This window comes from Chryseobacterium sp. OSA05B, assembly GCF_019970065.1.
Taxonomy (GTDB): Bacteria; Bacteroidota; Bacteroidia; order Flavobacteriales; family Weeksellaceae; genus Chryseobacterium.
Window position 1 is genome coordinate 1,127,923 of record NZ_JAHXYH010000001.1, and the last position, 11,971, is coordinate 1,139,893.

General features: G+C 38.7%; 15 protein-coding genes. 5 read left to right on the top strand and 10 right to left on the bottom strand.

Annotated features, from left to right (window positions below; translation table 11 throughout):
• Positions 1-24 precede the first annotated feature (24 nt).
• A complete protein-coding gene (locus LC419_RS05150; protein WP_223606350.1) occupies positions 25-3,207 on the top strand; it encodes an efflux RND transporter permease subunit in 3,183 nt (1,060 codons plus the stop codon).
• Between the two features lie 152 nt (positions 3,208-3,359).
• Entirely contained in the window at positions 3,360-4,772 is a 1,413-nt protein-coding gene (locus LC419_RS05155) for an efflux transporter outer membrane subunit (protein ID WP_223606351.1), read from the top strand.
• 69 nt (positions 4,773-4,841) lie between these two features.
• Here LC419_RS05155 and LC419_RS05160 read toward each other — a convergent pair whose 3' ends face one another.
• Both LC419_RS05160 and miaA read right to left on the bottom strand, forming a co-directional pair.
• The gene (locus LC419_RS05160; RefSeq protein WP_223606352.1) at positions 4,842-5,456 is read right to left on the bottom strand and encodes a histidine phosphatase family protein; all 615 of its coding nucleotides are present in this window, start codon (positions 5,454-5,456) and stop codon (positions 4,842-4,844) included.
• Between the two features lie 118 nt (positions 5,457-5,574).
• Entirely contained in the window at positions 5,575-6,486 is a 912-nt protein-coding gene (gene miaA, locus LC419_RS05165) for a tRNA (adenosine(37)-N6)-dimethylallyltransferase MiaA (RefSeq protein WP_223606353.1), read from the bottom strand.
• A gap of 55 nt (positions 6,487-6,541) precedes the next feature.
• On the opposite strand from miaA, the gene LC419_RS05170 reads away from it, so the two are divergent.
• The 3 genes from LC419_RS05170 to nadA all read left to right on the top strand — a co-directional run bounded on the left by LC419_RS05170 (position 6,542) and on the right by nadA (position 9,175).
• Positions 6,542-7,387: a YicC family protein gene (locus LC419_RS05170; protein ID WP_262901691.1), complete on the top strand. Its 846-nt coding sequence runs from the start codon at positions 6,542-6,544 to the stop codon at positions 7,385-7,387.
• A 91-nt stretch (positions 7,388-7,478) separates the two neighbouring features.
• A complete protein-coding gene (gene gmk / locus LC419_RS05175) occupies positions 7,479-8,045 on the top strand; it encodes a guanylate kinase (protein WP_223606355.1) in 567 nt (188 codons plus the stop codon).
• Between the two features lie 110 nt (positions 8,046-8,155).
• Positions 8,156-9,175, top strand: a complete 1,020-nt coding sequence (gene nadA, locus LC419_RS05180) for a quinolinate synthase NadA (protein WP_047452126.1) — start codon at positions 8,156-8,158, stop codon at positions 9,173-9,175.
• 62 nt (positions 9,176-9,237) lie between these two features.
• Here the strand turns inward: nadA and LC419_RS05185 are convergent, their stop codons facing one another.
• The 8 genes from LC419_RS05185 to LC419_RS05220 all read right to left on the bottom strand — a co-directional run bounded on the left by LC419_RS05185 (position 9,238) and on the right by LC419_RS05220 (position 11,658).
• Positions 9,238-9,444, bottom strand: coding sequence for a hypothetical protein (locus LC419_RS05185; RefSeq protein ID WP_223606356.1), 207 nt, complete (start codon positions 9,442-9,444; stop codon positions 9,238-9,240).
• Between the two features lie 152 nt (positions 9,445-9,596).
• Positions 9,597-9,791: a hypothetical protein gene (locus LC419_RS05190; RefSeq protein ID WP_223606357.1), complete on the bottom strand. Its 195-nt coding sequence runs from the start codon at positions 9,789-9,791 to the stop codon at positions 9,597-9,599.
• A 78-nt stretch (positions 9,792-9,869) separates the two neighbouring features.
• Entirely contained in the window at positions 9,870-10,040 is a 171-nt protein-coding gene (locus LC419_RS05195) for a hypothetical protein (protein WP_175550425.1), read from the bottom strand.
• A 208-nt stretch (positions 10,041-10,248) separates the two neighbouring features.
• Complete coding sequence (locus LC419_RS05200; protein ID WP_223606358.1) at positions 10,249-10,449, bottom strand: hypothetical protein; 201 nt, start codon at positions 10,447-10,449, stop codon at positions 10,249-10,251.
• A gap of 220 nt (positions 10,450-10,669) precedes the next feature.
• Positions 10,670-10,840 (bottom strand): hypothetical protein, encoded by a 171-nt coding sequence (locus LC419_RS05205; protein ID WP_223606359.1) that lies wholly within the window; start codon positions 10,838-10,840, stop codon positions 10,670-10,672.
• A gap of 32 nt (positions 10,841-10,872) precedes the next feature.
• Positions 10,873-11,058 carry a hypothetical protein gene (locus tag LC419_RS05210; protein ID WP_223606360.1) on the bottom strand — a complete coding sequence of 62 codons (186 nt, stop codon included), beginning with the start codon at positions 11,056-11,058 and terminating at the stop codon, positions 10,873-10,875.
• A gap of 30 nt (positions 11,059-11,088) precedes the next feature.
• Entirely contained in the window at positions 11,089-11,265 is a 177-nt protein-coding gene (locus LC419_RS05215; RefSeq protein WP_223606361.1) for a hypothetical protein, read from the bottom strand.
• A 210-nt stretch (positions 11,266-11,475) separates the two neighbouring features.
• Entirely contained in the window at positions 11,476-11,658 is a 183-nt protein-coding gene (locus LC419_RS05220; RefSeq protein ID WP_223606362.1) for a hypothetical protein, read from the bottom strand.
• Positions 11,659-11,971 lie beyond the last annotated feature (313 nt).

Genomic DNA, 11,971 nt, shown 5'->3' on the forward strand with positions numbered 1-11,971 from the left:
AAGACTTAAAAAAATAAACTTCTTATGTTAAAACAATTTATAGAAAGACCGGTACTTTCAACGGTCATCTCCATAATACTCCTATTATTGGGGGCACTGTCCCTCTTTAATTTACCGATTGCCCTCTTTCCCGATATCGCTCCACCGAGTGTTCAGGTAACGGCTTTCTATCCCGGAGCCAATGCTGAGGTAGTTGCCCGTTCGGTAGCCACCCCTATTGAAGAAGCAGTGAACGGAGTGGAGAATATGACTTATATGACCTCCAACTCCAGTAATGACGGTACCATGACCCTGAGCGTTTATTTCAAGCAGGGAGCTGATGCCGATAATGCTGCGGTAAACGTACAGAACAGGGTATCAAAAGCGATGAGCCAGCTTCCTCAGGAAGTGGTACAGGCGGGGATTTCCACACAGAAAGTTCAGAACAGTATGATTATGTTTATGGGACTGAGCAGTGATGACCCGAAACAATATGATGAACTTTTCTTACAGAATTACCTTAAAATCAACGTCATTCCACAGATACAGCGTATTCCGGGAGTTGCACAGGCTCAGGTTTTCGGAACGAGAGATTATTCCATGAGACTCTGGCTGAAGCCGGACAGACTGGCAGCCAACAATCTTTCTCCACAGGAAGTACTTGCAGCAGTTAAAGATCACAACCTTGAAGCTGCTCCGGGACGTTTGGGCCAGGGAAGTAAGGAAACCTACGAGTATATCCTTAAATACAAAGGAAAGCTGAGCAAGAATGAAGATTACGAAAATATCGCCATTAAAGCGAATAATGACGGATCATTCTTAAGGTTAAAAGATGTAGCGAGAGTAGAATTCGGTTCTTATACGTATACAGCGACCAACAGAGTAGACGGAAAACCGGTTGCCGGATTTGCGATTCTTCAGACTGCGGGTTCCAACGCGAATGAAATCTTAACTGAAATTGAAAAACAGGTTGATCAGATGAAAACTACCCTTCCAAAAGGAGTTGAGCCGATCATCATGTACAATTCCAAGGATTTCCTGGATGCGTCTATCCATCAGGTTGTTGAAACTTTGGTGATTGCATTTATCCTGGTATTTATTGTAGTATATATTTTCCTTCAGGATTTCAGATCTACATTGATTCCGGCTATTGCGGTACCGGTTGCGATTATCGGAACGTTCTTCTTCCTTCAGCTGTTTGGTTTCAGTATCAACATGCTTACCCTGTTTGCATTGGTGCTCGCCATCGGTATTGTGGTGGATGATGCCATCGTTGTGGTGGAAGCCGTCCATTCCAAAATGGAACACACAGGAATGCCGGTAGATCAGGCAACAACGAACTCTATGAGTGAAATTTCCGGGGCTATTATTTCCATTACTTTGGTGATGTGTGCCGTATTTATTCCGGTAGGTTTCATGCAGGGTCCTGCAGGGGTGTTCTACAGACAGTTTGCTTTTACTCTGGTCATTGCCATCCTGATTTCTGCGGTGAACGCCTTAACATTAAGCCCGGCTTTATGTGCAATGTTCTTAAATGATCCTCAGGGAGAACATGGAGAACACGGTCATAAAAAAGGGTTTGGAGCAAGATTCTTCAACGCCTTCAATGTGGCCTTTAATAATATGACCCGAAAATATATCTATAGCCTTAAATTTTTGATTAAAAATAAATGGGTTGCGATAGGAGGTCTGGTAGTGATTACCGCTGCAAGTGTTTTCTTAATTAAAAAAGCACCGTCAGGATTTATTCCTACTGAAGACCAGGGATTCGTTCTTTACGCAGTCAACACGCCTCCGGGAAGTTCACTGGAAAGAACACACAGAGCTACCGCACAGATCGATAAGATCATCAACGGTGAAAAAGCCACCAATCACCTTTGGGTAGCAGATGGAATGAACTTTATAAGTAATGCCAACGCTTCTCCTTATTCTGCAGGTTTCATTAAACTTAAAGATTACGATAAGCGTGGCGATATGAAAGATCCGGACCAGATTGCAGCTGCTCTGACAGGAAAAGTAATCCAGGTGAAAGATGCGAATGCGTTCTTCTTCAACTTCCCAACCGTACAGGGATTTGGTAACGTTTCCGGTTTTGAATTTATGCTTCAGGATAAAACGAACAGTTCTTTTGAACAGTTAGGAACAACAACACAGGCTTTCATCGGGGAACTGATGAAACGTCCGGAGATTGCCTTTGCTTTCACAACGTATGCCGCAGGAAACCCTCAGTATACGATTGATGTAGATGCTGACAAAGCGAATCAACTGGGAGTGTCTATCACAGAACTGATGCAGACGATGCAGATCTATTACGGAAGTAGTTTCGTTTCAGATTTTAACAGATTCGGAAAATACTACAGAGTAATGGCTCAGGCTGATATTCCTTACCGTACCGATATCAATTCTCTGGAAGGGATTTATGTAAAAAATAAATCAGGAGAAATGGTTCCGGCGAAAACACTGGTAACCTTAAAAAGAACCTTCGGACCTGAGACCGTGACAAGAAACAATCTGTTCAACGCGGTAACGATCAACGGAACTCCAAAACCTGGATACAGTACCGGAGATGCCATCAAAGCAGTAGAAGAAGTTGCAAAACAGTCACTTCCTAGAGGCTATGGCTACGAATGGACTGGAATCACTCGTGAAGAGATCAAAACGGGCGGCCAAACGGTATTTGTCTTTCTTTTAAGTATCCTGTTTGTGTACTTCCTGTTAGCAGCACAGTATGAAAGTTATATCCTTCCGTTTGCGATTATTCTTACCATTCCTACAGGAATATTCGGAGTATTTGCTTTCACGGGGCTAGCCGGAATTGATAACAATATTTACGTTCAGGTGGGATTAATAATGCTCGTCGGGCTATTGGCTAAAAATGCCATCCTGATTGTAGAATTTGCCGTTCAGAGAAGAAAAGCAGGTAAAAGTCTGATCGAATCTGCACTGCAGGCTTCAAGATTACGTTTGAGACCGATCCTGATGACCTCTTTCGCCTTTATTGTGGGAATGCTTCCATTGGTATGGACGCAGGGAGCTTCAGCCAAAGGTAACCACTCTATCGGGTACAGTACCGTAGGAGGAATGCTTACAGGAGTGATATTCGGGATTTTCATCATCCCGGTTATGTACGTGATTTTCCAGTATCTGCATGAAAAAATGCCGAGCAGAAAAAATAAAAGACTTCAAAGACAGAAATTGGAAGAAGAACTTCTAACCACAGCTCATTAATATATATTGAAATACAAAACTTTGAGACCCATAGAGAAGCAACTATTCAAACTAATATCATAAAAAAAGCAGAGTACTCTCCTACTAAAGACCTCTTTGCTTTACAAAAACCGCTCAAAGTTTTGTATTCAACTAAAAGTCTATTTAAAACTATGAAAAGAATTAAGAATTTTATCTTAACCCTTATATTGGCTTTAGGCGCGGTTTCGTGTGTGTCCAAACTGGCATATACCGAGCCTGACCTACAGCTTCCGGAAAAGTTCCAGTATACGGCTACTGCTGATACAGCGAGTATTGCCAACCTGGAATGGAAACAGTTCTTCAGCGATCCTATTTTACAGGATTTGATTGAAAAGGGAATTAAAAATAACTATGATCTTCAGATTGCTTTAAAACAAGTAGCTTCTTCACAGGAGAAACTGAAACAGGCAAAATATCTTCAGTATCCTGATGTAGGTTTTGCCGTTTCGGCACAAATTTCAAAGCCTTCAGAAAACAGCATGAATGGGAAAAGTTTGAATTCATTTTTAGGCCAAAACCATGTTGAAGATTATAATGCAGCATTCAACCTTTCATGGGAAGCTGACATCTGGGGAAAAATCAAAAATCAACAGGAAGTTTCAAGAATGCAGTATCTGCAGACTTACGAAGCAACAAAAGCAGTACAGACACAGGTTGTGGCAGCTATTGCCCAGGGATATTACAATTTATTGATGCTTGACAAACAGATTCAGATTGCAAAATCAAATCTGGAATTAAGCACCAATACCCTTTCCATCACTGAAAAAATGTGGCAAAGTGGAGATACCACTTCTTTAGGGGTTCAGCAGGCAACAGCTCAGAAACAATCTACAGAACTTCTGATTACTCAGTTGGAGCAAAATATTGCGATCCAGGAAAATGCTTTAAGTATTCTTGTTGGTGAAAATCCAAACAAAGTGAACAGAACGATTGAAATGTCTGATACTTCTCTTCCACAGACTATTTCAACAGGTCTTCCTGCAGCGATGGTTAGCCGTCGTCCTGATGTCCGTCAGCAGGAACTGGTTCTGCTGGAATCTAATTCAATGGTGGGTATTGCTCAGGCGAATATGTATCCTGCCTTGAAAATTACAGCCAACGGCGGTGTGAATTCATTTAAAATTGACAACTGGTTCCAGATTCCGGCTTCATTGTTCGGATCTGTATTGGGAGGAATTACTCAGCCTATTTTCCAGAAGAGACAATTGAAAACAGATCTGAATGTAGCTAAAATCCAAAGGGAGAAAAACGTACTGGCATTCCGTCAGTCCGTTTTAAATGCAGTGGGTGAAGTTTCCGACGCTTTGGTTTCCAATGAGAGTTTAAAAGTTCAGGAACAGAAAGCTACAGATCAGGTAACGACGTTGAAAAACGGAATAAAAAGTGCCGAAATGCTTTACAAAGGCGGTATGGCCAATTACTTAGAAGTGATTACTGCTCAGGGAAATTCTCTGCAGGCTGAACTGAATCTCGCGTCCGTAAAAAGACAGAGACTGAGCAGCATTGTCGATCTTTACAGAGCTCTTGGTGGTGGTTGGAAGTAGTAAATTTAATTATATTGTTTTTAGTGCGGTCTCTGGTGAAGGGGCCGCATTTTTTATAGAGTTAAGGTTTTATGGTGTACTTTGTCCAAACTTTTTTTGAACCGCAAACACCGATCCTCCTGCAGCGTTTTTCGTAATAAATATATGATCAAACTGCGTCTCACTGATAGTCACATTCAACGTATTATTACTCAACACTTTTACCATTTGAGGAACTGTATTGGAATGGCCGACAATAACAACAACTTTTCCTTGATTTTGTGCAAGAATGTTGTTAATGAATAATTGAGTTGCCGCAATAGTAGCAGCCGGCGCATATTCTTTAATAACAATTCCTTTACTCTCTGCCAGTGGAAGGGCTGTTTGGCGTGTACGGTTGTATGCGGTAGTATAAATATTATCTATATGAACATTTCCTAGCAAACGTTTCAATTCATCCGCTCTCAGCTTACCGGCACTGGTAAGATCAGGATCTGTTCCCACGTTTTCTTTTTCTGCATGACGCAACAGAATGCATACCGTTTCTGTACTGCTGATTTCTGAAGGTAGAGGAATGCCTAATGGGTTTTCCGTACTCTGAACATTATTTTCAATATTCTCCTTTTTGATTTCCTGACTGAAAGCTCTTTCACAGCTTGTGAAGATCATCATAGATATTAAACCCGATATAATTAGTTTTTTCATAATTCAATGGATTTAAATTGTGTTTGGAAATTGTCAATATTTTTAGCACAATTTAATTTAAAAAAAAAGACAAAACCTTTTATAAATAAAAATTACCTTTAAAAATATAATTAAGCTCCTATTTATTGAAGATAGAAATAAATTCAATTAAATTGTCAAAATCTTCCTGAGAATATCCTAGTTGCAGATAATGAATATCATCCGCTTTTCTGTACCATGTCAGCTGACGTTTTGCATATCTGCGGCTGTTTTTTTTAATCTCGGAAATAGCAAAATCAAGTTCCCATTCCCCATCAAAATACTTGAACAGTTCGGAATACCCCACCGTTTTCAATGCAGTAAGATCTTTAAATGCTTCCAAACTTTCCGCCTCAGCCAGAAGTCCTTTCTCCATCATAATATCTACCCTTCTGTTGATCCTGTCATACAATTCTTCTCTCGGAGCTTCAATTCCGATGCGGATCACACTGAAATCTCTGGAATCCTGCGAAACCGCGATCTGTTCGGAATATTTTTTATCCGTCTGCCAGATCACGTCAATAGCACGTAAAAGTCTTCTGTGATTGTGAAAATCTACCACTTCAAAATACTCGGGATCGAGCTCTTTTAAAATGTTTTGAAGTCTTTCGATTCCTTCCGTATCCAGTATTTCCTGAAGTTTTTTCTGATTATTTTCATCTGCTTCTGGAAGATCATTCAATCCCTCAATAACTGCTTTTTCATACATCATACTTCCACCTACCAGAATGACGGTATCATGATTCACAAAAAGTTCATTGAGTTTTTTTAAAGCATCTTCCTCATACTGCCCGATAGAATAATATTCCTGAACCGAAAGATTTCCTATAAAATGATGCGGAGCCTGCGCCAACTCTTCTTCCGAAGGTGATGCCGTCCCTATTTTCATTTCTTTAAAAAACTGACGGGAATCACAGGATACAATTTCCGTATTGAAATGGTTGGCCAGATCAATGGCCAGTCTCGTTTTACCTATTCCGGTGGGCCCTACAACAGAAATCAATTTTTTCACAGTGCTAATTTAAATGTTTATCTTTGTACAACAATAAAAAACTATGATTTTATCAATGACCGGATTCGGCAGAGCCGAAGGTGTTTTTGAAGGGAAAAAGATCTCAATAGATATTAAATCCTTGAACAGCAAAAGCTTTGATTTAAATATTAAAGTTCCTTTACGTTATAAAGAAAAGGAATTCGAGATCAGAAAAATCCTTAACGACAGAATTATCCGTGGAAAGGTAGACTGCTACATCAATCTGGAGAACCTGGAAGAGACAAATGATGTGAAAATCAACAGGAGCTTAATTGACTCTTATATGAATGAGCTTCGTAATATCGCTTCAGACGGACCGGACTTTGAGTACCTGAAAATGGCGGTAAGACTTCCGGATGCAATCACTTCAAGACCTGACGAACTTACGGAAGGTGAATGGGAAGCTCTGGCAAAAATCGTTCACGCAGCGGTAGACCGTTTCATGGAATTCAGAAAGACGGAAGGAGGTATCCTGCACGAAGAATTGGAAAGAAATATCCAGAATATTGATAAATACCTTTCAGAAGTTATTCCTTTTGAAGAAGAGAGAATCATTGCTGTAAAAGAACGTTATCAGAAATCTTTAAAAGAGTTTGAAAATGTAGACGAAACCCGTTTCTACCAGGAAATGGCGTATTTCACAGAAAAACTTGATATTGCAGAGGAAAAAGTAAGACTTACCCAGCATTTGAAATACTACAAAGAAGTAATGGACAATGAAGATTTCAACGGAAAAAAACTTGGTTTTATTTCTCAGGAGATCGGAAGAGAGATCAATACTTTAGGGTCAAAAGCCAATCATGCAGAAATCCAGAAACTGGTAGTCATGATGAAGGATGATTTGGAAAAAATTAAAGAACAGACGTTAAACGTTTTGTAAAAAGTTATAAGTTATTAATGATGAGTTATGAGTTGTTTTTAGCGTGATTCCAATAATTCATCATTTATACTCATAATTCATAAATAAAAATATGGATAAAGTAATCATATTTTCAGCACCGTCTGGAAGCGGAAAAACTACCTTAGTAAGACATTCTCTGGAAACATTTCCTGAACTGGCATTTTCTATCTCATGTACCACAAGACAGCCGAGAGGAAGTGAAGCTCATGCCGTGGACTATCATTTTTTAAGTCCGGATGAATTCAGACAAAAAATAGCGGAAGATGCTTTTGTAGAATATGAAGAAGTGTATACTGACAAATATTACGGTACTTTAAAGTCTGAAGTGGAAAAGATCTGGAATCAGGGAAAAGTGGTGATCTTTGATGTGGATGTGAAAGGAGGAATTTCTTTAAAAAAATATTTTGGAGAAAAGGCCCTGTCCATTTTCATTGAACCGCCTTCCATAGAAGAATTGGAACGAAGATTGATCTTCAGAAACACAGATGATGCAGAAACCATCAAAACCCGAGTAGAAAAGGCCGGAGAAGAAATGACCTATGCGAAAAAGTTTGACAGGATCGTGATCAATACCGATCTTGATGAAGCCAAAAAAGAAATAGAAAGTTTAATAAAAAAATTTATAGAAAGAAACTAGAAGCTAGAAATTAGAAGTTAGCTGTGCCGTTCTACCCTTTTAAGTCACATCGAAACTCTAACTTCTAATTTCTAAACTCTAACTTCTATAATCAAAAAATTGAGGTTGATATGAGTACCGAAACATTAGAAAAAGCTAAATCTGCGATTCCCGTAAGAGGATTTCTGGATATAAAAGATATAGCGATTCCTCAAGGAGAAGAATTAGTGAAAGCTATTCTGAAGCTTAAAGAAGAAAAAAATGCGGTGATCCTTGCCCATTATTACCAGCCGGGAGAAATTCAGGATATCGCTGATTTCCTTGGAGATTCTTTACAGCTGGCCAGACAGGCCAAAGATACCAATGCAGACATGATCGTATTCTGCGGCGTACATTTCATGGCTGAAGCCGCTAAGATTCTGAACCCGACTAAAAAAGTAGTTCTTCCGGATACGATGGCAGGATGCTCTCTGGCAGACGGATGTTCAGGAGAAGGCCTTAGGAAAATGCGTGAGCAGCACCCGAATGCCCTGATTGCTACGTACATTAACTGTAACGCTGAAACAAAAGCAGAAAGTGATATCATCGTGACCAGCTCAAATGCGGAAACCGTGATTGAAGCTTTACCAAAGGACAGACCTATCATCTTTGCACCGGATAAAAATTTAGGAAGATATTTATCTAAAAAGACCGGTCGTGATATGATTCTTTGGGATGGAAGCTGTATCGTACACGAAGCGTTTTCTATGGAGAGAATTGCTCAGCAGCTGGCTGATAATCCGGATGCTAAAATGATCGCACACCCGGAAAGTGAAGAAGCGGTTCTGAAACTGGCTCACTTTATCGGCTCCACTTCTGCCCTGTTGAATTTTGTTGAAAAAGACGACTGTCAGAAATTTATCATTGCTACTGAGGAAGGAATTCTTCATGAAATGAGAAAACGTGCGCCGCACAAAGAACTGATTCCTGCTCTGGTTTTTGATGAAAGCTGTAACTGTTCAGAATGCTTTTACATGAAACGAAATACGATGGAGAAATTATATTTGTGTATGAAATACGAACTTCCGGAAATCCTTATTGACGAAGAGCTTCGTTTAAGAGCTCTGAAACCTATTGAAGCGATGCTGGATCTTTCGAAAAGCATAAAATAATTAAAAACTAAATTATAAAAGAGGTACTGTTTTCTAAATATCGCAAAACAGTACCTCTTTTTTTATTGTTCAGGATGTACACACTCCATACTTACAAGAACACACATTTTACAGTGATCCGGAAGTCCCTGATAGGCTGAACATGGATACTTAAATCCAGGGCCATCTCCAAAAGTAGCATCTTGAGGACATCCCGAACATCTCGATGGACCCGCTGCTCCGTTTACTTTCTCCAACTCTTTTCTGTTTAATTTTTTTAAATTTTTCATGATAATTTTAATTTTTTTGAGTTTTAAATATAATCATTTTATCCCATTCAGGTGATATACCTGTATGAAAAAATAAAATACTTAGAATAAAGACATTGGAATAATACTTTAAAAGAAAAAAAGCACTATTATCAAACAGTGCTTTCTTATTCTTATAATGGTCCGGAACATAGATAATCTACTTTTACCCGTAATTTACAGCATTCAGGTAAAGCATTAAAATCATCGCATGATTTTGGGTAATCCGGTCCTGGTCCATATGGTCCCGGAGGACAGTTTTCATAGCAGACATTTCCACCGTTAACCGATTTCAAATTGGGCCTGTTTAATTTTTTCAGGTTTTTCATATTAATTTGTTTTGGTTGATAAATATATGATTTTAAACCTAATCCATGAAAAATATAGTTAAAAGCAGAGCCTTTTAATTACAGCATTGGTGCATAACAGATACCGCCTGGTTTTCTCCAGCATCCCCAGGCACCGCCTCCACGGAAACATACATAGGCTGCACCTCCACAGGTTTCAATCTGAAAGTCGGTAATTCCACCACTGATCTTACTTTTTTGTTCTCTTGAAAGTTTTTTCAAATTTTTCATATTCATTTTATTTTGGTTTATAAATATAGTATTTTAAACCTATTCAATGAATACATATATCTCATTAAAAGGAAATATAATGAAAGAACTGAGGTGGAAGATATAAAAGCCTGGAAAATAATTAACCTCAGCTTTATTACTTCTTTTTAAATCCCCTTTAAATAATAGTAGAAGAAAATATCTTCCATCTCTGCTCTTTCAGTCCGGATTAATTAACAATCGGACCTACACAACCCATATGCACAAGATACTGCCCTTTACAGCAATCGCTCAATGCATTATACTGTTGACAGCTGCGGGTCGCACCGGATCCCGGAGGGCCAAAAGTAGTTCCTGCAGGGTAAGGACATCCACCGGGACAAGCGGCACCGTTGATGTTTTTCAATTGTTCTTTTGATAATTTTTTCATAATAATTTTTTTTTGAGATTGATATAGTGATGTCAGGAAGCCTGAAGTTGGAAGAAGGAAGTTAAAAAGTACGACCACAACGTAATTATATTAATTTTTCAAACCATTTTATGCAATTTTACAGCAACTCTTAAAAATGAAGGTCTGATAGTAAATTCCAGCCTCCATCTTCTATCTTCAAATTCCTTTAATCTTAATTTTCTTAAGTTAAGGCCAGCAGTTACACCATTGGAGGATAACAGGTTCCACCGGGTGTTCTCCAACATCCCCATGCACCGCCTCCACGGAAACATACATAAACAGCGCCACCACACGTTTCGATCTGAAATTCGGTAAACCCGCCGCTGATCTTACTTTTCTCTTCTCTTGAAAGTTTTTTCAGGTTTTTCATATTGAATGTAATTTAATGTGTTTTTTAAGATCTTACCATCCTCCGCCTTCTCCTGGAACCACAAAATCATCGCAGTTCGCTGCGGCAGAGATGCATGTCTTGCCTTTTTCACACCATTTACGGCCTTTTACGCAATAGACGTAAACAGGACCATCGATTCCAGCTGCCCCCTTCACGGTTTTCAGCTCTTCTCTTGAAAGTTTCTTTATATTTTTCATAATGATCTTTTGAATTATATTTCACGTCAATTAAGCACCGATTTCTACCGGAATTTTTCCACAATAAATACCTTTGGGAATACATTTTTTTGCATACTCACACCAATAATGGGTGTAAATACAAACACATGGAAAAGGACCGCAATCTATACCGGCACCTGCCACCGTTTTTAATTCTTCTCTGGTTAGTTTTTTAAATTTTTTCATAATATTCTAAGTTTAAATTACTGTTCTTATTATTTATCACACCCTGTTGATATGTTAAACAAATATGAATGGTCTAGATTTCAAAACAAAACCAGAATTAACAGGTGTAGCCGAATATTAAGCAAGTGATCCGTTTTGGGTGATTACCGTTATTCTAAATAAAAAAGACTGCCTTTTCAGACAGTCTCTTGAATTTCTTTTATCTTCCGATTATTGAAAACACGCCGAGCTAACAATAACGCAGGTACTGCAACGTGCGGTAACAAGTTCATAGTAATCCTCGCATGAATAAGTATAGCCTGCTGCAGAACCACCAGGACCAAATCCGCCTTTAGGGCAGCTATTACAATTGGCAGCAGCTCCATTAATCATTCCCAAATGTTTTCGGGTCATCTTCTTTAAATTTTTCATGTTTATTTTGTTTTATTTTAACGCTTAAATATAGCAGTTTTACTGGGAAAATAAAACTTTTCACTAAAATATATCTCTAACAAATGATTTAAATAGCATCAAAATATCCCTTCAAATAATTTTGTGTCCCGAAATAATTTGTACATTTGTCCAGTAAAGAATGAACTTTCTAAGAAACATATCAGCTATTTCTACACCGGAATTACTTATTTCGGGGCTATTTTCTGTTTCTACATCAACGACTACATCTACAACAACTACCCCGTAGCGGGGTACATTTTCACATATCATTTCC

Excerpts from the sequence above, each read along its gene's own strand:
- LC419_RS05220 (WP_223606362.1), bottom strand. The coding sequence starts at position 11,658 with ATGACCCGAAAACATTTGGGAATGATTAATGGAGCTGCTGCCAATTGT.
- LC419_RS05185 (WP_223606356.1), bottom strand. The coding sequence starts at position 9,444 with ATGAAAAATTTAAAAAAATTAAACAGAAAAGAGTTGGAGAAAGTAAAC.
- LC419_RS05190 (WP_223606357.1), bottom strand. The coding sequence starts at position 9,791 with ATGAAAAACCTGAAAAAATTAAACAGGCCCAATTTGAAATCGGTTAAC.
- LC419_RS05195 (WP_175550425.1), bottom strand. The coding sequence starts at position 10,040 with ATGAAAAATTTGAAAAAACTTTCAAGAGAACAAAAAAGTAAGATCAGT.
- LC419_RS05170 (WP_262901691.1), top strand. The coding sequence starts at position 6,542 with ATGACCGGATTCGGCAGAGCCGAAGGTGTTTTTGAAGGGAAAAAGATC.
- LC419_RS05215 (WP_223606361.1), bottom strand. The coding sequence starts at position 11,265 with ATGAAAAAATTTAAAAAACTAACCAGAGAAGAATTAAAAACGGTGGCA.
- LC419_RS05205 (WP_223606359.1), bottom strand. The coding sequence starts at position 10,840 with ATGAAAAACCTGAAAAAACTTTCAAGAGAAGAGAAAAGTAAGATCAGC.
- gmk (WP_223606355.1), top strand. The coding sequence starts at position 7,479 with ATGGATAAAGTAATCATATTTTCAGCACCGTCTGGAAGCGGAAAAACT.
- LC419_RS05200 (WP_223606358.1), bottom strand. The coding sequence starts at position 10,449 with ATGAAAAAATTATCAAAAGAACAATTGAAAAACATCAACGGTGCCGCT.
- LC419_RS05150 (WP_223606350.1), top strand. The coding sequence starts at position 25 with ATGTTAAAACAATTTATAGAAAGACCGGTACTTTCAACGGTCATCTCC.
- LC419_RS05210 (WP_223606360.1), bottom strand. The coding sequence starts at position 11,058 with ATGAAAAATATAAAGAAACTTTCAAGAGAAGAGCTGAAAACCGTGAAG.
- LC419_RS05160 (WP_223606352.1), bottom strand. The coding sequence starts at position 5,456 with ATGAAAAAACTAATTATATCGGGTTTAATATCTATGATGATCTTCACA.
- nadA (WP_047452126.1), top strand. The coding sequence starts at position 8,156 with ATGAGTACCGAAACATTAGAAAAAGCTAAATCTGCGATTCCCGTAAGA.
- LC419_RS05155 (WP_223606351.1), top strand. The coding sequence starts at position 3,360 with ATGAAAAGAATTAAGAATTTTATCTTAACCCTTATATTGGCTTTAGGC.